At 40.2% G+C, this 25306-nt stretch carries 23 protein-coding genes and 1 pseudogene; 6 read left to right on the forward strand and 18 right to left on the reverse strand.

Going from position 1 to position 25306, the window contains the following annotated elements; all coding sequences use genetic code 11:
- Positions 1-49: 49 nt before the first annotated feature.
- The 8 genes from tilS to ATH1_RS0100325 form a co-directional block, all read right to left on the reverse strand.
- The gene (gene tilS / locus ATH1_RS18665) at positions 50-1081 is read right to left on the reverse strand and encodes a tRNA lysidine(34) synthetase TilS (protein WP_010415976.1); all 1032 of its coding nucleotides are present in this window, start codon (positions 1079-1081) and stop codon (positions 50-52) included.
- Positions 1082-1126: 45 nt separating this feature from the next.
- Entirely contained in the window at positions 1127-1252 is a 126-nt protein-coding gene (locus ATH1_RS22405; RefSeq protein ID WP_010415977.1) for a hypothetical protein, read from the reverse strand.
- Positions 1253-1347: 95 nt separating this feature from the next.
- On the reverse strand, positions 1348-1980 hold the full coding sequence (locus ATH1_RS0100300; RefSeq protein ID WP_010415978.1) for a peroxiredoxin: 633 nt from the start codon (positions 1978-1980) through the stop codon (positions 1348-1350).
- 408 nt (positions 1981-2388) lie between these two features.
- Positions 2389-2883 carry a metallophosphoesterase family protein gene (locus ATH1_RS0100305; protein WP_010415980.1) on the reverse strand — a complete coding sequence of 165 codons (495 nt, stop codon included), beginning with the start codon at positions 2881-2883 and terminating at the stop codon, positions 2389-2391.
- Entirely contained in the window at positions 2880-4085 is a 1206-nt protein-coding gene (gene mnmA / locus ATH1_RS0100310; protein ID WP_029163879.1) for a tRNA 2-thiouridine(34) synthase MnmA, read from the reverse strand. Before mnmA ends, ATH1_RS0100305 begins: the two co-directional genes overlap by 4 nt.
- Positions 4086-4151: 66 nt before the next feature.
- Entirely contained in the window at positions 4152-5009 is an 858-nt protein-coding gene (locus ATH1_RS0100315) for a damage-control phosphatase ARMT1 family protein (protein WP_010415986.1), read from the reverse strand.
- 10 nt (positions 5010-5019) lie between these two features.
- Positions 5020-5358 carry a NifB/NifX family molybdenum-iron cluster-binding protein gene (locus ATH1_RS0100320; RefSeq protein ID WP_010415989.1) on the reverse strand — a complete coding sequence of 113 codons (339 nt, stop codon included), beginning with the start codon at positions 5356-5358 and terminating at the stop codon, positions 5020-5022.
- A 105-nt stretch (positions 5359-5463) separates the two neighbouring features.
- A complete protein-coding gene (locus tag ATH1_RS0100325; RefSeq protein ID WP_010415991.1) occupies positions 5464-5664 on the reverse strand; it encodes a DUF5320 domain-containing protein in 201 nt (66 codons plus the stop codon).
- A gap of 609 nt (positions 5665-6273) precedes the next feature.
- Here ATH1_RS0100325 and ATH1_RS0100340 point away from each other — a divergent pair.
- The gene (locus tag ATH1_RS0100340) at positions 6274-6678 is read left to right on the forward strand and encodes a DUF134 domain-containing protein (protein ID WP_029163880.1); all 405 of its coding nucleotides are present in this window, start codon (positions 6274-6276) and stop codon (positions 6676-6678) included.
- A gap of 536 nt (positions 6679-7214) precedes the next feature.
- Here the strand turns inward: ATH1_RS0100340 and ATH1_RS22070 are convergent.
- The 6 genes and pseudogenes from ATH1_RS22070 to ATH1_RS0100360 form a co-directional block, all read right to left on the reverse strand.
- The gene (locus tag ATH1_RS22070; protein ID WP_342626172.1) at positions 7215-7946 is read right to left on the reverse strand and encodes an MFS transporter; all 732 of its coding nucleotides are present in this window, start codon (positions 7944-7946) and stop codon (positions 7215-7217) included.
- Positions 7906-8604, reverse strand: coding sequence for an MFS transporter (locus ATH1_RS22075; RefSeq protein ID WP_245531672.1), 699 nt, complete (start codon positions 8602-8604; stop codon positions 7906-7908). The genes ATH1_RS22070 and ATH1_RS22075 overlap by 41 nt, the downstream gene beginning before the upstream one ends.
- 27 nt (positions 8605-8631) lie before the next feature.
- Positions 8632-8834 (reverse strand): annotated as a pseudogene (locus tag ATH1_RS22530) (hypothetical protein).
- Between the two features lie 77 nt (positions 8835-8911).
- Positions 8912-10237: a xylose isomerase gene (xylA, locus tag ATH1_RS0100350; RefSeq protein WP_010416001.1), complete on the reverse strand. Its 1326-nt coding sequence runs from the start codon at positions 10235-10237 to the stop codon at positions 8912-8914.
- A gap of 6 nt (positions 10238-10243) precedes the next feature.
- Positions 10244-11728, reverse strand: coding sequence for a xylulokinase (locus ATH1_RS0100355; protein ID WP_010416003.1), 1485 nt, complete (start codon positions 11726-11728; stop codon positions 10244-10246).
- 70 nt (positions 11729-11798) lie between these two features.
- On the reverse strand, positions 11799-12812 hold the full coding sequence (locus ATH1_RS0100360; protein WP_010416004.1) for a GntR family transcriptional regulator: 1014 nt from the start codon (positions 12810-12812) through the stop codon (positions 11799-11801).
- A gap of 816 nt (positions 12813-13628) precedes the next feature.
- Here ATH1_RS0100360 and ATH1_RS0100365 point away from each other — a divergent pair.
- Positions 13629-15257, forward strand: coding sequence for a DEAD/DEAH box helicase (locus tag ATH1_RS0100365; RefSeq protein WP_010416006.1), 1629 nt, complete (start codon positions 13629-13631; stop codon positions 15255-15257).
- A 519-nt stretch (positions 15258-15776) separates the two neighbouring features.
- Here ATH1_RS0100365 and ATH1_RS0100370 read toward each other — a convergent pair.
- The gene (locus ATH1_RS0100370; RefSeq protein ID WP_029163881.1) at positions 15777-17297 is read right to left on the reverse strand and encodes a DUF3078 domain-containing protein; all 1521 of its coding nucleotides are present in this window, start codon (positions 17295-17297) and stop codon (positions 15777-15779) included.
- Positions 17298-17656: 359 nt separating this feature from the next.
- On the opposite strand from ATH1_RS0100370, the gene ATH1_RS0100375 reads away from it, so the two are divergent.
- Positions 17657-18991, forward strand: a complete 1335-nt coding sequence (locus ATH1_RS0100375; RefSeq protein ID WP_010416009.1) for an MATE family efflux transporter — start codon at positions 17657-17659, stop codon at positions 18989-18991.
- Positions 18992-19024: 33 nt separating this feature from the next.
- Here ATH1_RS0100375 and ATH1_RS0100380 read toward each other — a convergent pair whose 3' ends face one another.
- Complete coding sequence (locus ATH1_RS0100380; protein WP_010416011.1) at positions 19025-19918, reverse strand: MerR family transcriptional regulator; 894 nt, start codon at positions 19916-19918, stop codon at positions 19025-19027.
- Positions 19919-20384: 466 nt separating this feature from the next.
- On the opposite strand from ATH1_RS0100380, the gene ATH1_RS0100385 reads away from it, so the two are divergent.
- The 3 genes from ATH1_RS0100385 (at position 20385) to nadD (ending at position 22892) form a co-directional block, all read left to right on the forward strand.
- A complete protein-coding gene (locus tag ATH1_RS0100385) occupies positions 20385-21260 on the forward strand; it encodes a YicC/YloC family endoribonuclease (protein ID WP_010416013.1) in 876 nt (291 codons plus the stop codon).
- 203 nt (positions 21261-21463) lie between these two features.
- Complete coding sequence (gene gmk / locus ATH1_RS0100390; RefSeq protein ID WP_010416015.1) at positions 21464-22036, forward strand: guanylate kinase; 573 nt, start codon at positions 21464-21466, stop codon at positions 22034-22036.
- 268 nt (positions 22037-22304) lie between these two features.
- A complete protein-coding gene (gene nadD, locus ATH1_RS0100395; protein WP_010416018.1) occupies positions 22305-22892 on the forward strand; it encodes a nicotinate (nicotinamide) nucleotide adenylyltransferase in 588 nt (195 codons plus the stop codon).
- 106 nt (positions 22893-22998) lie between these two features.
- Here nadD and trxB read toward each other — a convergent pair whose 3' ends face one another.
- The gene (gene trxB, locus ATH1_RS0100400; protein ID WP_010416020.1) at positions 22999-24012 is read right to left on the reverse strand and encodes a thioredoxin-disulfide reductase; all 1014 of its coding nucleotides are present in this window, start codon (positions 24010-24012) and stop codon (positions 22999-23001) included.
- A 373-nt stretch (positions 24013-24385) separates the two neighbouring features.
- Positions 24386-25306 (reverse strand): DUF4249 domain-containing protein, encoded by a 921-nt coding sequence (locus ATH1_RS0100405; protein WP_245531673.1) that lies wholly within the window; start codon positions 25304-25306, stop codon positions 24386-24388.

Genomic DNA, 25306 nt, shown 5'->3' on the forward strand with positions numbered 1-25306 from the left:
ATGATCGGCATCTAAATGAACACAATCATGAAGACGTGAAATGTTAAAATCATCCTTCCTTTCGAACTGTTTTATTTTTTAAATGCAAAGGGGAAAGAATTTCTTTTTCCCCGCTGTTAATGAAAAAAAGTTCGTCCTTAAATTCCCTGATTGGCACAACAACCAGGTTAAACCGGTCTCTTACCAGGCGGTAACTCCCGGAAAAGAATTGTTTTCCCGGAATGGAATCAAAACTGTCTATTATTTCGGATACGGTTTGACTGTTAAAACCATAAGGCCGCAACAGTTCAAAAAGAATGGTGCTTCTTTGAGGATGTTTTTCTATCAACCGGATAGGAATCATCATTTGGTCTCCTTCTTCGACAACCATTTCTTTCCGAACAGCAACAACTTCCTTCTCAACAATTTGCCAGGCTTCTTCCAGGTTTCGGAAATTATGCATCATCGTGTTAAAAAAGGAAGGATTAAGCAAATTCATTACCGGTAAAACATTGTGCCGGATATTGTTGCGTTGAAATGCCATATCGGTATTTGAAGAATCTGTCCGGAAAGGAATCCCTTGTCCATAACAATATTGCTCAATTTGCGTCCGGCGCAAGGCAAGCATGGGTCTGATCAGTTGTCCGCTCCTGAATTGCATTCCCTTTAATCCACGCAGTCCTGTACCTCTGGCAAGATTAAGAAAAAAGGTTTCAATCATATCGTCACCATGGTGTCCGGTTGCCAGCCAATAGAAATTCTCCTTGTCCATTAGTTCCCAAAACCAGCTGTATCGAAGTTCGCGGGCTGCCATTTCAATAGAGACTCCTCTTTTCACGGCTTCTTCTTTGGTATTGAAATGCCGGACATGAAGCGGAATATCCTGACCGATACAATAATTAACAACAAACTTTTCATCTTCATCGGACTCTTCATCCCGAAGATGAAAATTACAATGTGCTGCCTGGCATTTATAGCCCGATTCCATGAAAACGTTCAACAATGCCATTGAGTCGGCCCCGCCGCTCAAAGCCACCAAAACAGGATGCTCCTTTCTGACACCATATCTGGCAAGCACCTTTTGTACCTCCTCTTTAACCATACTTGAGCTTCTTCTTATTAAAGATCGTCTTTAAGGCTTCGGCTTTCACAAGACATTCGTTGTACTCTTCTGCCGGGATGCAGGAATCTGTAATGGCACTTCCAACTGAATAAGTTTCTGCTCAAACACCTGAGCCTGTGACCCGGCAGAAAATGATAACCATTTACGCATGGTTGCAAAATTAACCGTAAAATTCTCTTTTACAAAAAAAAGGCCATCCTCTGAAAAGGATGACCCACCTAAAAAGCTATGGTCAAAGAATGGTATTACTTTTTACCAAGATAGTTGGCAATTCCTTCCTGAGTTGCCTGCAATGCTTCATCTCCCTTGTGCCAGTTAGCCGGGCAAACTTCGCCATTTTCTTCGAAAAACTGCAATGCATCAACCATACGTAATACCTCATCAACGTTACGTCCCAAAGGCATATCATTTACCACCTGGTGTCGCACAATTCCTTCTTTATCAATAAGGAAAAGTCCGCGGTAAGCCTGTGGAATGCCGTTAAAGACGGCGTTTCCATTCTCATCATATTCATATTCCCCTGCAAGCACGTCGTAGTTTTTTGAAATGGTCAATCCGTTATCGGCAACCAATGGAAATTTAACACCTTTAATACCACCGTCTTTTTTCTCTGTCTGAAGCCACTTCCAGTGACTAAACTGTTGATCGACACTGGCTCCGACAACTGCCACATTTCTCTTTTCAAACTCTTCCATTTTATCTTGCATGGCAACAATTTCGGTCGGGCAGACGAATGTAAAATCGGCGGGATAAAAGAAAAATACAACATACTTCTTCCCTTCATACTGTTTCAGGGAGAAGTTTTCAACAATTTCACCACCGTTAACCACTGCGGGTGCTACAAATTCCGGTGCTTTTTTACCTACTAATACAGACATAATTTAAATTTTTTTGGTTGATTATACTTTCTATTCATTAACAATCTTCATTGCAAATTTACAAAGGAGAATTTTCCCTGCAATTATTTTGGTACCATTTTGCCTTTTTATTTATCTATTGCTATAAATTAAATCTATATTGCAATCGGTTATTGATTTTTTGAGCCCGGTCTAAAAAGCATCTTTGTTGCCAAACTCGTTGTTGTTTTAAATTATTGCATCCTCATTAACAACAAGTTAACTCCGGTACAAAAATTTAAAACGCCTTGATTTTGACAAAAATATGCTTTTTATGCTGCACTCATTTTTTGGATTTGATACACTGGTCAGATAGAGAGGAATGGTTTGTTGGTGGAGTTTGTTGTGAGCCCAGTAATTCTTCCAAAGCACAAAACAGGCTGATAAATGTCATCGTTTACCGAGTTCAATAACTTCGAGGTTTTTAACTTCGCCGTTATCAATAACAAAACGAACGGCCGTCCGAATATAATGCAGGCCAGACTTACCTGCAGCACCGGGATTTATATGTAGTAATCCAAGTTTTTTATCGTTCATTACCTTCAGAATATGACTATGACCTGAAATAAAAAGGCCGGGGGGATTCTTTATCAATTCATGTTTGACTTTTGGTGAATATTTACCCGGATAACCGCCGATATGTGTCATCCAAACTCTGAGTCCTTCACATTCGAACCTCTGGTGTTCCGGTATCTGCATCCTGATATCCCAATCGTCAATATTACCATAAACGGCCCTGCATATTTTAAACGATTCCAGGTCGGAAAGAATATTTCCCGAACCTATGTCACCTGCATGCCATACTTCATCAACGTCCTTAAAAAGTTCAAACAGTCTGGCATCTAAATAGCCGTGGGTGTCTGACAAAAGACCTATTTTCCTCATGATATCACTCCTGAACCCGTTAATTCATCGCCTTCGTACCATGCAGCAAACTGGCCTGGGGTTATGCCTCGCTGAGGTTCATCAAAAACAATAAATAAACCGTTGGGACGCTGATGTAACACACCATTCTGAAGCGGCTGGCGATAGCGAATACGCACCTTTAGCCGTCTGGACTCACCCGTTTTCAGAGCCAGATCGGGCCGGATCCAATGCACTTCGTTATTATTGATCTTCAAAACACGTCTGAACAAACCGGTGTGTTCCTTTCCCATACCGACAAACACCTGGTTGAAATCAACATCAATGCCTATTATAAATAAAGGTTCGGGAAAACCACCAATATCAAGTCCTTTTCGCTGTCCGATGGTATAAAAATGTGCGCCATTATGTTCTCCGATTTTTTCCCCGTATTTCGGATGAAAGTAATACGGTTTTGCCAGATCTTCTAATATTTCGTCCGAAGGCTCATTGTCCGCCTTATGCCATTGCCTGTCAAAAATTTCGCTTTCGGGTGGAATTAAAAAGACTTTCCCTTTCTTCGCCTCAAGTTTTTGCTGTAAGAAGACCGGAAGATCAACTTTACCAACAAAACAGATGCCCTGCGAATCTTTTTTGTGAGCAGTTACCAGCTTTAACTCCCCGGCGATTTGCCTCACCTGCGGTTTTACCATATCACCGACAGGAAATAATGCTTTGGCAAGTTGCGCCTGCGACAACTGACAAAGGAAATAACTCTGATCCTTATTGCTGTCGGCTCCTGCCAGTAGCCGGTAAATCTCGCCCGAAGCTGTTTTTATAGTTTCTTTGCGGCAATAATGACCGGTTGCAACAAAATCGGCACCCAGTTCAAAAGCCTTCTTCATAAAAACATCAAATTTTATCTCCCTGTTGCAAAGAACATCAGGATTGGGTGTTCTTCCCTTTTCGTATTCCGAAAACATGTAATCAACGACGCGTGCACGATATTCAGCACTCAGATCGACAAAATGAAAAGGAATACCCAACTTTCTTGCTACGGCTTCAGCATCATATTTATCATCGAGCCATGGGCAATCAGCTTCCAGCACACCGGTTGTATCATGCCAGTTTTTCATAAAAAGACCGATGACTTCGTATCCCTGGTCAATCAGTACCTGTGCTGCAACACTTGAGTCAACACCTCCTGAAAGTCCGACTACCACACGTTTTTTTTGAGCTGTCATCTGTACAAATTTAGGCTGCAAAGTTAAGGTTTTTACAGAAAACAATTAAAAGTGAAACAAGCATGGCTAACTTTGCCATGCTCCTTTCATTATCACTGCATCGCCAACGTTTCTGCCGGTAACACGTGCAATTCCCTCACACTTAACCATAAAAAGAAAAAAAATATTCTTCTTTTTCACCTGCCCGTACAGGCCTTCGAAATTGCCCTGCCCTTTGGAAATTACTACATCCGCAGAATTAAAGATATCCCTGAATTCATCAGAGCAATATTCCGGCAAAGTGGACGGTGCATCAAAACCATTTTCAATCACCGTAGCAACTTCTTGCATACCAACTTCTTCAGCATCAGCATAAGTAACATCGTTCAATACAGGACCACCTCGAACAGCAAATATAACACCGGGATGAGTAAGAGTTTCAATAAACAACTTATCTGTTACAATCTCGCCTGCATTATCGCCCAGGTACAAAACCGTTCCGGCATTCCTAATTGCCTTAAAAAGCGCATCTGAATCATTAACAGCAATCTTTTTCTCAAGAGCTTCCGAAAATGTCTTTTCAATATCGAAGCGACGAGGCGGACCAAAATCAATAATATTACCAGCCAGAGCATACTTCAATGCGATCATGGCAGGATTGTCGCTTGATTCAACATCGCCCTTCATCGCTTGATATCGCTCCATCAGCAACTTATTATAAAATGACTTCTCCTTAAGATATAAATCTTCGATGCCGGTTTCCTTTTTCATAAGGACATTCAGGAACTGAACACTTAAAGGCGAAGGTTTATCAAAGCCATCTTTAGAAAGAAAGTCATTAAATCTCTCTGAAAGTACTTCTCTACGTTTTTCCGGAATATTATATTTTTCAAATAAACGTGCTGCCTGTTTCTGAAAACAGGGAACACAATTCACATCGATCATAAATAAACGCTTAATGACTACACTGATTATCTCCTGTAATCAATGTATCGCTCAAAAAATCATCAATCAACTCCCGGGGATTTTTTTCAGGTACTCCAATAACAACGTTGACCCCGAATTGTCTGAATAAATTCACTGCCTTTTGTCCAATTCCTCCAACTAAAACAGTATTAACGCCCTTGCTACTTAACCAACTTGGTATAACACCTGGTTCGTGTGGAGGCGGTACTTCTTCGATAACATCTTTAACTTTACCATCAACAACAACGGCAATAAGAAAATATTGACAATGTCCGAAGTGAGCGCTTAAAATTCCGTTAACAACGGGAATTCCGATTTTTTGTTCCATATATAATTATTTTTAAAGATAAATTAAAACAACCGGCCGTTTTAACAAAACGCTATCAAACAAAAAACGACCGGTTGAAATCAATCACAAAGAAAACACTATATTTTAACGTCTTCCTAATCCACGGCCGCGTCCACGTCCACGGCCACGCCCATTACCACTTGTAGCATCACCCGCATTACTCCCCGCTCTTCGGCGGTTCTCATCATTTTCATAACCCGGGGTAGTATTTCCACTACAAAAACCTTTTCCTCTTCCGGAACGGGGACCTTGTCCCATTGGTCCGGTTCTGTCTCCTGCTGGCATAATTAACATTTTAAAAGATTCGACTTTCCGTAAAATAAAAAATCAGAACAACCATTTTTCTCAACATGTTACAAATTGATATTCAGAACTATAAACCTTAAATCATTTCAATATAGTGGTAACTATCACTTACTAACTGCTGTTTAATATCAATTTTAATGCAAAGTGAACATTTGTTCATTTAAAATCCAAATTTTTTTGCACTTTTTTTTACATTCGCAACCAACCCCATTGCAGCGATTTCTTTAATCTGAGAAAAAATTCCATTTCACCACAGAAGCAGTGAACATTTTCTGGCGGATAGCCCTGGTAGCCCATATAAAGGCATCATCATCCATCCATTTCATAAACTCTCCCCAAAAAGGATATCGCTTGCGTTCAGTGTTGCGGGAAAAGCCATTTTGCACTGTCTTGTCACAGCTTCGCTATATAAACCCTTACCGTTTTGCATCTGTTACATCTTGTTCATTTTTACAATCATAAAAAATAATCATTTATTTTTCAAAAGAGCATTGGTTCACATCCGGTTCCCGTTTCAGGCTATTTTATCTATATTTGTCCCTGAAAGCCAAAAAATATAAGAAGATAATCAATTTTAGTTTCAGGGAAATGCCTAATCAACGCAGACACAGAAGAATAGAATACCCGCCAATGGTAGATGGCTTTAAACCGGTCGGAGTAAAAATGCGCAATATCGATAAAGTGGTTCTTTTGTTTGAAGAATATGAATCGATTCGTCTCATAGATTACGAAAATATGAACCAGGAAGAAGCAGCGGGCCACATGAATATCTCCCGCCCCACTTTTACACGTGTATACAAAAAAGCCAGAAAAACTATTGCTAAAGCTCTTGTTGAGGGTAAAGCAATTATCATCGGGGGTGGCACATATATCTCAGAAAATTACTGGGCCCGATGCAAGAAATGCTCCAGGTTAGCCACTAGTCCCACTCCTTTAAAAAACTGCCCACATTGTCATTCATCCGAGCTCAATAATATTCATCAACCAGATTAAAAAACCGACGAAACGAGCATGGCTAAGACAGTCACAAAAGAACATGTATAAAATCAATCATGCGAGTTCCATCAGGCCAATAACTTAGACTAATTTTATACGAATGGAATTGTTAGGGTTGTTAGGATTGTTAAATTGTTAACTAATGTAATAAAACTTATAACATTCTGACAACTAACATATTAACAATATTAACAATTCTAACAACTTTAACAATTCTAACAGCCGTAACAATTTATTAAATGTAAGATGAAACGAGCATGGCAAAGATTTCCACAGCAGAACATGTATTAGTTCTTATATGCGAGTTCCATCCGACCTTAAAAAATAAATGATATACGGATGAAACAAATTCCCGCCGGTTTTTAATCTTTTCAATATTGAGCCCGGTCTAAAAAACATCTTTGTTGCCAAACTCGTTGTTGTTTTAAATTTTTACATCCTCATTAACAATAAGTTAACTCCGGCACAAAAATTTAAAACGCCTTGATTTTGACAAAAATATGCTTTTTATACCGCACTCAATATTATTTCTCTTACTTTTTCTTTACCCAAAGTGCCTCCATGTCTTCCAGGGTACGGCCTTTGGTTTCAGGAACAAATTTCCATACAAAAAGAAGTGACAGTATACTCATAATTCCATAAATGCTATACGTCATCGATGCACTGAACTCCATCATCGCCGGATAGGTTGAAGATACGAGATAGTTGGCCGTCCATTGTGCTGCAACAGCGATAGCAACGGCTTTGCCACGTATTTTATTCGGAAAAATTTCTGATATCAGCACCCAGGTAATCGGCCCCCACGACATCATGAAAGAGGCAGTATAAACAATCATGAATACCAAAGTACTGATCCCGATAATATCGAAAAACGCGAGTCCGGCAATAGCAAACATGCCAAGGGCCATACCGGCAGAGCCGACAATTAAAAGCGGCTTTCGTCCCCAATTGTCAACCGTAAATATTGCAACAACTGTAAAAATAACATTGACAAGTCCCATGATCACCGTCTGAAGCATTGAAGCATCTTTGGCCGCTCCCATACTTTCAAAAATACGCGGTGCATAATAAAGTGCCACATTTATTCCTACAAATTGCTGAAAAACAGACAACAAAATACCGATAATTATCACTGTTTTCCCGAAAGAGAAGAGCTTCCCTGAGGTGTGATGTTTCAGGCTCTCTTTAATATCCTGTAAAACAGTCTGAGCTCGATCTCTACCGCTAATTTTGGTAAGAATCTGAAAGGCTTTTTTCGTCCTGATTTTTTAATGCCAGATAACGCGGTGTTTCGGGAACAAGAAACAAAAGCAGACCAAAAAGACCGGCCGGTATGGTTTCGGACAGAAACATTCGTCGCCATCCTATTTCATTAATCCATTCCAGTGGTTGTCCGTGTGCAATGCCCCAATTTACAAAATACACAACCAACATACCAAAAATAATGGCAAACTGGTTAAGGGAAACCAACCGCCCGCGAATATTCGCGGGAGCCACCTCGCCAATATACATAGGACTGAGAGCAGAGGCAAGGCCAACGCCAATTCCTCCAATAACCCGGTAAAAATTAAACATCAGCAACAACCCGATGGTTGGCTCACCCACTTTGAAAAATAAAAACTCGGGATAACCTGAACCAAGCGCGGAAATGAAAAAAAGAACAGCTGCAAATTGCAACGATTTTTTTCGTCCGAATCTGGTGGCCAACACGCCGGAAATAAGGCCTCCTATGATACAGCCAATAAGCGCGCTGGAGGTAGTAATTCCATGTATTAAAGAACTAAGCCCCTGACTATCGATAAGATATGCCTGAACCGATTTTTCAGCACCGGAAATAACAGCGGTATCATACCCGAAAAGCAATCCTCCCAGCGTTGCCACCAGGGTGATACCGATTACATAAAATTTATTTTGTCCATCCATTGAACCATGATTTAGCGTTTTGTTGATTTATTTATGAGCCCAGTATAAAAAGCCTTCAAACTGCTGATTTTTACCATTTTTACCCCTGACCCCTAAAGGGAACTGCTAAAAATCAGCAGTTTGAAAAAGTCCCCTTTAGGGGATTTAGGGGTCAAAAGGCTTTTTAGACTGGACTCATTAAACAAAAACGAAACTACAATTTTTTTCAAAATCAAATATTCTTTTAACATTTCAATATTTCACAAAAGGAAGCGACAGCAGAAATTTCCGCATGTCGCTTCCTTGTAAAACAAGCAAAAAAACAAGCTTAGAAATACAAGTTTATGAGTTGTTCGTAAAGCTCCTGTTTGCCGCTTATTTGAGCGGGTTCACCAGCCTCAAGCGCAATCTTGCGTAAATCTTCGAGTGTCAGTTTACCTTTTTCGAAATCAGCGCCTTTTCCTGAGTCAAAAGAAGCATATCTGTCGGCACGCATTTTCCTGTAATCCGACTCTGTTAAAATACGGTTGGCTGCTTTGAGTGCCCGTGCGAAAACGTCCATTGCAGAAATATGTGCAATAAAAAGATCTTCGGGATCGGTTGAATTCCTGCGCAATTTGGCGTCAAAATTCACTCCACCGGTTGTAAATCCACCGGCTTCCAGAATAACCAGCATGGCCTCAATGGTTTCATAAATATTTATCGGGAACTGGTCCGTGTCCCATCCATTCTGATAGTCACCCCTGTTGGCATCAATACTACCGAGCAAGCCGGCATCCGCAGCCATTTGTAACTCATGCTGGAAAGTATGTTGTGCAAGGGTAGCATGGTTAACTTCGATATTCAGTTTAAAGTCTTTATCCAACCCATAGTGACGCAGGAAGCCGATAACAGTTTCAGCATCAAAATCGTACTGATGTTTGGTAGGCTCCATTGGCTTGGGTTCAATCAGGAAAGTTCCTTTGAAGCCATTTTTCCGACCATAATCACGGGCCATTGTGAGCATCCGGGCCAAATGTTCCTTTTCGCGTTTGGTGTTGGTATTAAGCAACGACATGTAACCTTCGCGGCCACCCCAGAAAACATAGTTTACTCCTCCCAACCCGATGGTTGCATCAATGGCATTCTTTATCTGTGTACCGGCATGTGCTAAAGCGGTAAAATCAGGATTCGTAGCAGCACCGTTCATATATCGTGGGTTACTGAAAACATTTGCCGTACCCCACAAAAGTTTAATACCGGATGCTTTTTGTTTTTCTTTGGCATATTCAACCATCTTTTGTAAACGCTCTTCAATTTCACCCACCGACCCATCTTCAGCTACATCAATATCATGAAAGCACCAAAAAGGAATGCCAACCTTAGTCATAAACTCAAAAGCAGCATCCATCCGGTTTTTGTTGCGTTCCATCACATCCTGCGACTCATCCCATGGGAAACTTTTGGTTCCCGGGCCAAAAGGGTCACCTCCTTCACCGGTGAGCGAATGCCAGTATGATAGTGCAAACCGGAAATGTTCCTTCATGGTTTTTCCGGCTACTACTTCATCCTCATTATACCATTTAAAAGCAAGAGGATTCTTAGAATCCTTACCCTCAAACTCAATTTTCCCTATTTCGGGGAAATACTCCTTTTTTCCTGTTAATACATCCATTGTCTTCTATTTTAATAGTTTATTTAATTTTTGTTTCCAATCTTCATAATGTTCATTAATAATATCCTTTTCATTATCGGGCTGAATCATTTCCAGCTTTTTCAGATTTCGGAACGCCTCTTCGGGTGTTGCCCATATTCCGGCGCCGAGAGCAGCACCACGAGCAGCCCCAAGCGAACCGTCTGTGTCATAAAGTTCAATGGTTGCCCCTGTAAGATTGGCAAGGGTCTGGCGGAACAAAGGGCTCAGGAACATGTTGGCTTTACCCGCACGAATTACCCTGGTATTTACCCCCATATTCTGCATGATGTCCATTCCGTATCTAAAACTAAAAGCAATACCTTCCTGTCCGGCTCTCAACAAATGGTTTTGTTTATGGATATTAAAATTAAGACCGCTTAACGTGGCCCCGGGATTGGCATCTTCCAGAACACGTTCAGCTCCATTGCCAAAAGGGAAAAAACGAAGTCCTTCGGCCCCGGCAGGAGCCGACAGTGCTACATCGTTGATTTGCGGATAATCCAGGTCTTTGGCGGTATTGTGCTTCAGCCAGGCATTCAAAATCCCCGTCCCGTTGATACACAGCAAAATACCAAGCCGTCGCTGCTCACGGGAATGATTAACATGAGCAAAAATATTTACCCTGGATTTGGGATCAGCTGCCAACTGATCACTTACTCCATAAACAACTCCCGAAGTTCCTGCCGTAGCAGCAACCTCTCCGGGGTTCAAAACATTAAGCGAAAATGCATTATTGGGCTGATCACCAGCTCTGTAGGCGACAGGAATTCCTTCGTCAAGTCCAAGTTCTTTTGCCACATCACTTCTGAGATGTCCCTGAGGAGCAAAGGTTCCCACACGATCAGGAATAAGTGATTTTGAAAACCCGAAATAATCGAGCAATTTCCCGGAAATATCGTCGCTCTGAAAATCAATAAATATACCTTCTGACAGTCCTGATAAGGTAGTATTTTTTCCCCCGGTAAGACGATAGGCTATATAATCGCCCGGAAGCATTATTTTATCAATACGCTGATAGGTTTCGGGTTCGTTTTCCTTAACCCATGCCAACTTTGCCGCAGTAAAATTTCCCGGAGAATTAAGTAAATGGCTAAGCGACCATTCTTCGCCAAGTTTTTGAAAAGCCCTACGCCCGTAAGGAACAGCACGGCTATCGCACCATATTATTGATGGTCTGACAACTTCGCCATCCTTATCCAGAGCTACCAGCCCGTGCATTTGGTAAGTAATACCAATGGCTTTAATATCAGACGATTTAACTTTAGACGTAGCTAAAACCTCCTTCAAAGCACTTTTCAGATTGGTCCACCAGTCTTCCGGCGACTGTTCTGCCCATTCGGGCTGTGGTGCCGAGATGGTCATTTCCTTTTTAGGGTAAAATGCCGACGCTGCACAGGTACCCTGTTCTATGTCGAGTAAACTCACTTTTACCGATGAGCTCCCTATGTCAAAACCCAGTGTGTACTTCATTTGTTACTCTGTTCTGTTCTGGTTAGTAATTGTTAAATTTTTTCTATTCAAATTCTCACATCATTCTTACTTAAAGGGATTCACGAACCCGGATTGTTGTCGGTACACAAATACGCATTGAAGTATCGTTGGCAACAAATTCGGCAGCTTTCATACCCAACATTCTAAAATCTGTTGAAATAACGGTAATGCCCTTATATATAAATTTTTTCATCGGGGTTTCATTGTAAGAAATAAATCCAACATCTTTCCCGGGTTCAAGCTGTTTTTCGCGTGTCTGTTCAAGAAACCGCCCAAGAATACGATCGCTTACACTAAGATAAGCAACACCCTTTTCAATTTCAAACAAGCTACTGTCTTTTAACACATCATATTTGATATGGTGTTTCCTGCAAAACTTTTTAAAATATTCAACAGAATCGTAAGGATGGTTGGTATATTCAGGATAGACAAATACAAATTTCTTATACTTTCTGACCAGATGCAGTATTTTTTCAAGTTCATCCATCACCGGCTTCCCAAAATCCTGATACAACACATTACTCGTCTCCGTAGCATAAATATTCCAATCGATAAGCAGCAACTTGTCTTCAGGCAATAATCCCAACGTATCGGGCATTGAGGGATGATCAAACGGCATGATCACATATTTTGCATATTTGCCAATGCTTTCCTCAACCTGCTTTCGAAATACATCAGGATTGTAATGATGGAAATGAACGTCGGCGATAACATTTTCGGGAAGATTTTTAAAAAATGAATCGTATAAAACCTCTTTATAAGCCTTAAAAGTATCCAGAAACAAAAATACCCTTCGTATCTCTTTGGCAATAAAATACCCTTTGTTAGGAACGGATTCAATAACTCCCTGCTCTTTTAATAAAGAGTAGGCTTTGAAGACTGTATCACGGGAAAGTTGATACTCCTTACAAACCTGGTTAACCGATGGCAGATGATCCCCAATGTTTAAACGCTTCTCGGAAATCGCATTATTAACCGATTCAACCAATTGCCTGAATTTCGGAACATTGGAAGATTTATTTAATGCAAAGCTAAATACTTTATTTTCAACATCTTCAGCCATTCTGTTCTGGTATGTAGTCTGTACAAATATAATTTTTTTCAATTATATTCATTCAACAAATCATCAAATTTTTTTGGAAAAATGCGAAAACATTATTCAATAATAACATATATAATTGATTTCCAATGTCTTTTTTATTAACAAGAGATTCTGATATTTTGGCGGCAAGCGTAACCCGGCAAATGATACATTCTGAACAGACAGGCGATTTGTTACAACTTTCCACGACTTTACAGGCGGGCAGTAAGTAAAGCGATACTTCGCAAAACTTGCACCTTTCCTCCGCCCGGCTCCGCCATTTACCAGCAAAATTCAGGTTTTTAGTTAAACTTCATTAATTATCAGCCCAAACAGCAACTTATTCAATTTAAGACACTACATTTGCACGCGAATTAAACGGATAAGCCGGAATAGATACAGCATATTATTCCGCAACGAATAAAATTCATCAATACTTCACGTTCAGTTCAACCAAAAAGATGGCGAGGTTGCATAACGTGATACCGTAAGAGTGGACACGTTTCTTTTTTGGTTGCAGTTCAAATCTTCATTCTACAAAAGAGACTTACAAACACTTGGAAACATCTGACAGTTCTTCTTTACAGAAGGCGTTAATGCTTATATGATTAATGTACCCTGACGAGTACAAGGATCAATAAAACTGTTCAATCAGTAAACCATCAGATTTTTAGACACCCGGCAGCAAAAGCTCGATGTAAAGCATTTAAACCAGGGCACCGAAAATCATAATTAGTTGATTTAATGATTATTAAAAAATTTAACATACACAATTAAGTCATTTTCTAAAATTACTCTATGCAAAATTTTATTGAAACCGGGCTTCGTCCCGAAATTCTCGAATCGTTAGAAAAAATGGGATTTGAGATACCCACACCCATTCAGGCTGAAGCAATACCTTTTATATTGGACTCCGACAATGATTTAGTGGCTTTGGCGCAGACAGGAACAGGCAAAACCGCCGCTTTCGGGCTCCCTATACTTCATAAGATCGAACCCGCACGAAACGAAATCCAAAGCATTGTTCTTTGTCCCACAAGAGAGTTATGCCTTCAAATAACTGCTGATATAGAAAGATACAGCTCAAATCTCCCGGTATCGGTAGTGGCCGTTTACGGTGGAGAACCTCTGTATAAACAGCTCGGAGCTCTAAAGAGAGAATGTCAAATGGTTGTTGGAACACCGGGACGGGTGAACGACCTCATCAATCGTGGGAAACTCGATCTCTCATCGGTTCGTTTCCTGGTACTTGACGAAGCAGACGAAATGCTTAAAATGGGGTTCAAAGAGGAAATGGATGCCATACTGGCACAGACACCGGCGATGAAACAAACACTGCTTTTTTCGGCCACCATGCCCCCCGACATAGAATCCATTACCGGCAGGTACATGCAGACACCCCACAAGATCAGTGTTACTTCGCGCAATGAGACCGCCAGCAACATCGAGCATCAATACATGGTAACATCAGCATCTACAATATATCAAGCCCTGAGGAGATATGCCGATATGCATCCGGACATATACAGCATCGTTTTCTGCAGAACAAGACAGGAAACAAAAGATATCGCCAACAAGCTTATTGCTGACGGATATAATGCAGATTCGTTGCATGGTGAACTATCACAGGGACAACGTGATCAAGTGATGGGACGATTCAGAAAAAAACATCTTCAGATACTGGTAGCCACCGACGTTGCAGCCAGAGGACTGGATGTAACCGATTTGACACACGTGATACACTACCATTTACCCGATGATCCCGAAAACTATGTTCACAGGAGCGGGAGAACCGGACGGGCAGGAAAATCAGGCATTTCTGTGGCCATTATAACAAATGGTGAATTAAAAAAAATAAAGATGCTGGAACGGCAAATTAGAAAAACCTTTGTCCGAAAGCCCGTTCCGAAGGGAATGGATGTCTTCCAGACAAGACTTGCCAATTACATTGTTTCTCTCGAATCGATGGATGTTCATAACCCTGTATTGGAAGAACTTCCGGCACTAATAGAAGAAAAACTGAGTCATCTGTCAAAAGAAGACTTAATTAAAGGAATAGTGGCAAAAGAATTTTCTCACATTTACGAGGATTATAAAAACGCCCCGGATTTGAATGTTACTTCTGAACGTGTGAGCTCTGACAGAAAAGGGAGAAAAAGAAAAGACACGGAAAAAGGAAACCGGTTTTCAAGATTTTCCATCAACCTGGGCCGGAAAAACAACATGCGTCCCGACTTACTGATAAACATCATCAACAGACACACACCTGAATACAAAATACAAATAGGAAGAATAGACATTCAGTCAAAACACACCATTTTTGAAGCAGACTGGCATTACAAGCAAGAACTGGTAAAAGCGTTCAGAAAAGCCAAATATAAAGGAAGCCCGTTAATGGTTCAGGCTTTTCAAAATAACGCAAGGTAAGGTACCTTTTTTCTGGTCGGGTTTATGCGGAGCTAAAAGCATAGCTTAAGTTGAGCGATCCGGATTATCGGAATACCGCTCCGCCCGGCTCCGCAGCTCGCTTGCAAAAACTCAGATTAGAGTTTAGTAAGTACTCTCAATGTTATCTTCCAAAACAAAAAAGAGGGTCGCCCACACAAAGTGAACGACCCTCCATTAACCAAACCTAACCCTAAACTATGAGAAAACTTAATCTAAATATAAACAAAGCCCGTGCCTAAGTCAATAGAAACTTTGTTAAAATTCCAAATTTATCAGCTGTTTATAATTAAAACAATCAAAACAGAAAAAAGATTAAAAGGATCAGTAAAAATCTGGATATTTTTTACTCAGTTTTTACTCAGTTAAACCTCAAAAAAAACCCTTTGTTTTTCCGACCACAAAGATAAAATGAATTCAGCATTTTAGAGAAAAATATCAGTTAAACTTAGTTAAATACATACACCTCCCATTATCCGATAGATTGATGAATAAATCAGCTTAAAATCTGTAATTGAACGAGATACTCAAATTTTCCTTGAACTGAATCTTGTCGGATTCGTTGTTGTAATACCTCATATAAGTACTAATCCTTGCGCTAAGAAAAATGTTAATTTTCATGTCAAGAATTAATTCCCATTCCGACTGAATCTGATGATCACTCTTCATATATTCATAAAAAAAATCAAGTTTTGAGGATAAGTTGAAATCTTTTGCAAATTCCCAGGTAAAATTATTAACCAGAGAAGCTCCTCCCATATTGTCACTTTTTTTATCCTTTGGAATATTATACCTGGTCTGGTCGAACTTTACCGTATCCGAAACAAAAGTCATCTTAGATGTAAACGGCAGCAGCATGAGGGTAAAATTCTTTTCCTTATAGTCCATCCCCAAAGCCATTGTAATATATGCAGGAGCCAGAAAACCAGATATTGGATTTTCCTTCAATTCATCACTCTTTTCGTATCCGTTGAAAAACTGGGTTTTAAAATTAAACATTCCACTATAAAACCACTTCTTGCTGGCACTGAGACCATATTTTGTATTAAGTTCTATCAAGTCGTCATTAATGCGGGTTTTCTGATCTTCTGAGCTGAGTATACCCAACTTATGAATGGCATAACTTTCCCACTCCACATTATCCATTTTATATTTTGCCTGAATTCTCAGGTCACTCAGCAATGACACAGCATTTTCACCCCCTTTTACCCAATTTTCGAGAAAAGCCTGTGAAAATTGTATATTTTCTGTTCCGCCATAAGTCCAGGGACGCTTCAGTACCTCCCTTTTCTCAAGTTTGTTTTTTGTATTCAGGTTCTCTAAATTCAGTAGTCGGTTAATTTCCTCCTGAGCATTGCGCTTTTCAATATATCCGTCGCCATAAGAAATTTTTGGAGGCTCGGGAATATTATCCCATACTTCTTCAGCCAATAAAGGGTTCCGAATCAACATTTCATCCATGAGCATTTTAACAGGACTGCTCTCGTAAGTGGCAATAAGTGTATCTGCGCCGGAAGGATGTTCAAGGAAATTATGATATTGTTCAAGCGGAGTGCTGTCAAACATTGAGGGATAGTCAATTATTGAAGGATACTGACGATTGGTGTATTTAAGCGAAAATGCAAAAGGCTTATACTTAATCGTGTCTCTCCACAACAAGTTGATACTATATGGATTGAACGCATCATCGGACTCATTCTCCAGAATAAGATTTTTCCAAATCCTCTGTTTCAAAACATAAGGTTTAATTTTCTGATTATAGAAATTATCTACCTTCACTTTGATTCGCCCGGCCGAAAAAAAATATTCCCCGGGAAAAAGAGCATCCACTTCAAGCAGGCTCTTGAACATCTTGTTTTCAACTTCTTTTATTCCAGCATCCTGGCCTATTATCAACTGTTTCCGATGTTGTTCCGGTATCACTATTGATACCTCAATTGAATCAACGGTCAACACTTGTGATGACAAAGAAACCAAGATAAAACCAAATAACCCAAAAAAAAGGAAAAGCCTTTTACTCATTTTTTCCATATTGAAATGGCAAAATTAAATGTTTTTAAGGTGCTGGTAAAATTTTCCACGCAAAAGCCGCAAAAAATTAGCACGCAAAAGCACAAAAGATCATAAAATCTTTTCATCCATGAGCCCACGTTCCAAAAAGCATCTTTGTTGCCAAACCCGTTATTATTTTAAATTTTTGAAACGAGCATGATAAGGTTTGTCATGCTCGTTTCATCCGTATAAACTGCAAGTTGGGTTAAAACACCTTAGTTTCGAAAAAAAAATATTTAATCACTTTTACAATATGTGTGACTGTCCAAAATACCATATTCATGCCAAAATAATTTTGTATAGCTTTGCATTCTGAATAAAAATCATAGATGAGAGACTTGACTTACGGACCGGAAGGAAGACTTATCTTCAGATTTGCTATTCCCTTGATAATTGGAAACATATTCCAGCAACTATATAATGTTGTCGATTCCATTATTGTAGGTAAAATTTTGGGAGAACAGGCTCTGGCTGCGGTGGGTGCATCATTTCCCGTTATTTACACGCTCATCGCCTTTGTTATTGGCATTGGAAGCGGAGCAACAGTTGTTATCAGCCAATATTTCGGAGCCAGGAGTTACGAAGAAGTCAAAAGGGCCATCGGGACCTTTTACATTTTTATTTTTTTTGCTTCCATTGTTTTATCTGCAGCAGGAATCATCTTCAGCCATGAAATTTTCACATTGTTAAAGATAGGCAGTGATATTATGCCTGAGGCCATCAGCTACTTTTCGGTCTATCTTTTGGGATTGTTTATCTACTTCGGTTTTTACAGTACGGCATCCATACTCAGGGGATTGGGTGACAGTAAAACGCCCCTTATCTTTTTCACAATATCCACACTGGCCAATATAGGCTTCGATCTTTTGTTTATCATTGTTTTCGAGTGGGGTATAGAGGGCGCCGCTCTTGCAACCATTGCTGCGCAGGGAGGAGCCTTTATGAGTGCTATTTTGATATTAAACCGGCGCCAGCATCTCATTCATTTCAGTCGAAAGTCGATGGTATTTGATTGGGAAATATTCAAAAAAAGTGTAAGAATAGGCTTGCCAACAGGTTTTCAGCAGGTTTTCATAGCCCTTGGGATGATGGCCCTGATCAGAATCATAAACAACTTCGATACGACCGTTCTTGCAGCCTACACTGCCGCGAGCAGGATAGACGCACTTACTTCCATGCCGGCCACAAATCTGGCCTCGGCACTTGCTGCTTTTGTGGGTCAAAACCTGGGAGCCGGTCAGCTTAAACGAATTAGAAAAGGGGTACGCGCCACTCTCTTTATGTCATGGGGACTAAGCCTGGGCGTCATGCTGATTGTCATATTGGCCGGAGAAGGCCTGATGTCTTTATTTACAGATAATAAAGAAGTAATTAAATATGGAAAAGATTACCTTGTCATAATCAGTTCATTTTACCCCGTGTTTGCAACAATGTTTACCATGCATGGAACACTTCGGGGAGCAGGAGATACCCTGATCCCTATGTTCATTACCATGATATCTTTGTGGATTGTTCGTATCCCGCTTGCAGCTTATTTGTCGGCACAAATAGGCGTAGTAGGAATTTGGTGGGCAATTCCCTGCGGATGGAGTATTGGATTGATCGGAACTATCAGCTATTATCTGTCGGGGAAATGGAAAAACAAAGGCGTTGCCGGGAAATAAAGCCAAAGAATATCCTGCGCTACAGCAACAAAATCAATCACTAAACATCAATAATCTGATATTCTCCTTAAAGGTTTTGATAGACGATATTACTGAAAAATCATTGGGCAATCGTGGATGAAGCTCCTTTATCTGCATGCCGGTGACCATAAACGGCACTTCAGGAAAATAGTCACGCAATTGCTGAAGAAGACCTTCCAGTTCGTTTTTCTCACGGGCAGTAACAAATGAAGTAAAATAGGCGTCTGCGGGCCTGACCTGGTGAACAAGTTTTAAATCGGCCAAAGGTACGGACATTCCGAGATAAACGACATCCAGACCTTCTTTCCGTGCAAGCAGGCTGTAAAAAAGAATTCCGATTTCATGCAATTCATCTTCCGGCAAAAAGAAAATTATCCTGGGCCCTTTTACAGCAATATTTTGCATCTCATTATCGATGGCAACAATGATTTTTTGCCGGATAAGGTTGGAAATAAAATGTTCCTGAGCCGGGTTAATTGTCCCGGCCTGCCATAGCATCCCAATCCTCTCAAGAAACGGAAACAAAATCTGCTCAACGGTATCTTCAAACCCATACTTAATAACTGCTCCCGACAGCACGTTCAAAAACTTTCTTTCGTCCAATTCCAGCATCGATACCATTAAGGTCTCTATCTGAACATTATTGTTACGAGCATCGATACAAAGATCCAACACTCTGTCACGCAGCTGATGCTCATCCAAACCGGCAATTTTCGATATCTTAAACCCGTTTTGATTAAGAATAGAAATATTCAGCAACTTTTTCAGCTCCTCGTCCGAGTAGTATCTTATATTGGTAGAGGTCCGCTTTGGATGAATGAGCCCGTAGCGACGCTCCCATATTCTTATGGTATGTGCTTTAATACCTGATATTTTCTCCAGGTCTTTTATGGAATAGACGGCCATATTTAAACTAATTTCAACAATTTAACGAGCTCATGAATAATTTGTTCATTTTGAGTACAAAATTAACGAACAAAACAAAATAATAAAAAAAAGACCTCCCGCGAACAATCAAAGGCCCACTGGGAAGCCTCCGACACAAAAAATGGAGATTAACTTTTAACAATAGTCCGTTAAACTTTTACAAACGATTTTAAATCAATTGCTTATATTTAAAAGTTATTATGACTTAAAATGAAATTATCAGTGTCTTAAGATTCTTCTTGTATCTTAAATCTAAAAATCTAACGATCTATTATTTTAAGGAACTATCACTTTATCAATAACATGAACAATTCCATTGGTACCTTGCACATCCACAGGAACATTAGGACAGATACTAATTAATGAGAACGCGGGCAAATTATATTTTTACTTACCGAATATTAGCTAACTTTGTAATTAAAAACTCATAAAACATTACTTATCAATGATAAAATCCATGACAGGTTTTGGGAAGGCCACATGCGAACTCCCTTCCAAACGTATAATTATCGAAATCAAATCGTTAAACAGCAAGCAACTTGACATAAATACCCGCCTGCCTAACCTTTACAGGGAAAAAGACCTTGCCATCAGGAATGAAACAGGACAGAAACTGCAAAGAGGAAAGATTGATGTCACTTTCTATTTAGAATCGATGATGCCCGATAAGATTTCGCAGGTCAACGAAGAAGTCATTAGTGAATACCATGATCAGCTCAAACATGTTGCAGAAAAACTTGGGATAAGTGATAATACCGACTTTCTACGCATCATAATGCCTCTTCCCGATACCTTGAAAGCAGCTCAGCCGGAGCTCGATGAAGAAGAATGGAAGGTGGTTCAGGAAGGATTGAACAAGGCCATTGAACAATTGGACGATTTCAGGAAACAGGAAGGGGAATCGATGTTGCAGGATGTTAAGCAACACAGCAGGAATATCAGAAGACTGCTGGAACAAATTACCCCATTTGAAAAGCAAAGAACTGAAAAAATAAAAGTCAGGATACGCGAAAGCCTTGATGAATTAGCCCTTAATGGAAATGTAGATGAAAACCGGTTCGAACAGGAGTTGATTTACTATATCGAGAAACTGGATATCTCTGAAGAAAAAGTCAGATTAAAAAACCATATCGATTATTTTGAAGAAACACTGGAAGAAGAAGGGCCCGTAGGTAAAAAACTTGGATTTATTTCGCAGGAAATGGGACGGGAAATCAACACCCTCGGCTCCAAAGCGAGTGATTCTGATATACAACGACTGGTTGTCAACATGAAAGATGATCTGGAAAAGATTAAGGAACAAATCCTTAATATTTTATAAATGAGCCCGGTCTAAAAAGCATCTTTATTGCCAAACTCGTTGTTGTTTTAAATTCTTGTATCCGCATTAACAACAAGTTAACTCCGGTACAAAAATTTAAAACGCCTTGATTTTGACAAAAATATGCTTTTTATACCGCACCCATAAATGCATCCACTACTAATTTTAAGTATTGCAGAATAATAGAGAATTGTAGTACTACCATGGCAGGCAAAATAATTATATTCTCAGCGCCTTCGGGCTCAGGCAAAACTACCATTGTTCACACTTTAATGGAAAAGATTCCTGAACTTTCATTCTCTGTATCAGCAACAAACCGGTTACCCAGACCCAATGAAAAAGATGGAGTTGATTATTATTTTCTGACTACCGACCATTTTCGCGAAAAAATCAACAAAAACGAATTTCTGGAATGGGAAGAAGTATATCCGGGAACGTACTACGGCACCCTGAAAAGCGAAGTGGACAGGATCATCAATGAAGGAAAAGTTGCTGTGTTTGATGTTGACGTTGTTGGTGGAACCAATATAAAAAAGCACTTTGGAGAAAACGCACTCGCTATTTTCATCAAACCACCATCGCTGCAGGAGCTTGAAAAACGACTGAGAAACCGGAATACAGACAGCGAGGAAACCATCCGGAAAAGGCTGACAAAGGCTGAAAAAGAATTGGGATATGCCCGCTTTTTTGATAAAATCATTGTGAATGACCAACTGGAAAAAGCTTGTCGCGAGGCAGAACGGCTCGTGAAAGATTTTATCTCACCGCCAAAATAGTGCCCCGTCCGTAAAGTCCGGAAAAGTTGTACCAAATCATATGTCTTTTCAGAAAGTGCCAGTTGCAAGGCTTGCGAAGCCGCCAAAACGAAGTTTACTTTTCATTATTTACTTAAATTATTGGCCCGATGGAACTCGCATACAAGAACTTATACATATTCTTATTGTGACAAACTTTGCCATGCTCGTTTCGTAAATAAGTATTTGGACGGCAAACGTAACACAGCAAATGGTACTTTATAGACAGACAATCAATAAATTAAACTGAATGCATCAGATCGGACTTCTTTTCGGCTCCTTTAATCCCATTCATGTCGGACACCTTGCTCTGGCCAACTTTGCCATGGAATATGCACCATTCGACCAAATATGGTTTGTCGTGAGTCCTCACAATCCGTTCAAAGACCGAAAAGCCCTGGCGCCTGCCCAATCTCGACTGGAAATGGTTGCCATTGCGACAAAAGAAGAGCCCCGGTTCAAAATTTGTGACTTAGAATTTTCACTACCCACACCCTCTTATACAATCAATACGCTGCAAAAATTGAAAGAGTCGTATCCTGATAATCATTTCTCAATGATTATCGGAAGCGACAATTTGCTCAATATTGACCGCTGGCATGATTCTCACCGATTGCTCAAAGAACACTCGATACTGGTTTATCCGAGGCCCGGATTTCCACTGGAAAATGCAGATATTACCCACAGCAAAACAGTCAAGGTACTAAAGGCGCCGGTTCTGGAAATTTCATCAACCCTCATAAGGGAAGGGATAAGTGAAGGAAAACAGCTAAGGTTTTTGGTACCCTCGGGAGTTTATGATTACATCAAAAACAACCGCCTGTATAACAGCACTTAAACCACAGAAAACCCACAAAATTCTGAATATTAACATATTGCTGAATTGAAAAAAGTCGCTGCCAAAAGGATTGACAGCGACTTTTACAACATATCATAATAAATCATCACGAATTCTCTGTCAGCCAACGCTCAGCATCAATCGCTGCCATACAGCCTGTGCCGGCAGCCGTTACCGCCTGACGATAGACCGAATCCTGTACATCGCCGCAGGCAAAAACCCCAGGTACATTTGTCCTGGTTGTTCCCGGAATGGTTTTGATGTATCCCACCTGATCGGTTTCCAGGTAATTCCTGAAAATGTCTGAATTGGGCTTATGCCCGATAGCCAGGAAGAAGCCATCAATTTTAATCTTCACCTCTTCTTCCTCAGGCGTTCCCTTTTTCTTAACCAAAACAGCACCTTCAACGACACCATCACCATACAGACCTTTGGTCTGGTGTTCCCATAATATTTCAATATTCGGGGTATTAAATACCCGATTTTGCATTACTTTTGAAGCTCGCAAAACATCACGACGAACTATCATATAAACTTTATTGGCGAGCCCGGCAAGGTAAATAGATTCTTCGCATGCAGTATCACCCCCCCCGACAACAGCCACATCTTTTCCCCGATAAAAGAAACCATCACAGGTAGCACAGGCAGAAACACCCGAACCGGCATATTTCTTCTCATCTTCAAGCCCAAGGTATTTGGCGGTTGCCCCCGTGGCAATAATCAGCGCATCTGCTTCAATTATTTTATTGTCATCTATGGTAACCCTGAAAGGACGTTTCGATAAATCGGCATCGGTCGCCATTCCGAAACGAACGTCGGTACCGAATCGTTCGGCCTGCTTCTTAAAATCTTCCATCATTTCAGGGCCGGATATACCCTCAGGATATCCGGGATAATTTTCTACTTCGGTGGTGGTAGTTAATTGACCTCCCGGTTGTAATCCCTCATACAACATTGGTTTAAGATTGGCCCTGGCTGCATAAATTGCTGCTGTATACCCGGCAGGACCTGAACCTATTATTAAAACTCTTGCTTTCTCTAAATCAGTTATCTCTTTCTTTTTGTCCTGATTCCCGGGTTGATCTGCCCCCAGATTGTCCATTTTTCCAAATAGTGCCATAATTATTGAATTGTTTATAATTTATTATTTTATATAATTGAGTTCGGTCTAAAAAGCATCTTTGTTGCCAAACTCGTTGTTGTTTTAAATTTTTGCATCCTCATTAACAACAAGTTAACTCCGGTACAAAAATTTAAAACGCCTTGATTTTGACAAAAATATGCTTTTTATACCGCACTCATAATTAAATATAGAAATATGTGTATATATCAAAAAGAGTACCAAAATCTGAATGCCCCCCACTAACCATTGGCTCTCTTTTAAACGATAAATAAAGCCATGTCATATAACCTTTTTTGCATGACATAGCGGCGATTTTTACTGCCATTATTTCATAAAATTGGTGATTAAGGCCGGATTCCGAAGGCACCTATCAGTAAAACACCAAAGAATCGGCCGATATACTGTAAGCAGAAACAAGGCCAAGGCCACCTTCAACATTACTATAGATGCGTATCGGATCGAGCAAAGGCAGTTCGTAACCATATTCTGCAACGGTACGGCTCCGGTAATAATCGTAATACTGCCGCGTATGTGACAGCAAAAGGAAAAATATTTTGCGGTACATACCGGAAGACGCAGGAGCGGTAACATATTGAACAGGTAAATAAATTGTTAACGCATAATTTTCACCATCAAAGAGATGATCGGAAAAGCAGCCACCGAAATCGAGACCACCAATCAGGCTTCCTTCCTGGTCACGTACATAAAAAACAGGGTCTGTTTTGGAATAATCTATTTCAGTTCTTTTGCAAACAGAATCACCGGCAGTAACGACACATAGTTCCTCAAAAACCAATAGCTGATAATAGTCTGCCACACCTTCCCGATCAGGAATTGTAAGCTTACACTGAAGCATAGGCGTCTTCCCGTTTCCATTTTGTTCCCGCTCTATGGTGACGGTATCCGAAATGGTGATGGGAACACTATAAGGCACGCGGGTTTCGGCAGATATACTCTGTTCCCCGCTGTCATAAGCTTCAATTCTGAATATGTCGCCCTCCGAAATAACTACATTATCCCGATAGGCCCAGGTTTTATCGAACGGGAAAATAAAATCATCGACAATCTTACCATTCCTGTAAACGGTGATATTACCATCATAAATACGCTCAAAGTCATCAACAGACATGTGACTCACACTCTTGCTCAGATGAACATTAAAAGATGAGTCAGGGGTAAGAAAAGAAAACATGACCAGTTTACCTCCCTTTTCTTCAAACCTGAATTCAAGACTTTTTTCACAGGAGACAAATATGGCCAATGTAACAACTATGCATATATACTTTCTCAC

Source organism: Anaerophaga thermohalophila DSM 12881 (assembly GCF_000191885.1).
Lineage (GTDB): Bacteria > Bacteroidota > Bacteroidia > Bacteroidales > Marinilabiliaceae > Anaerophaga > Anaerophaga thermohalophila.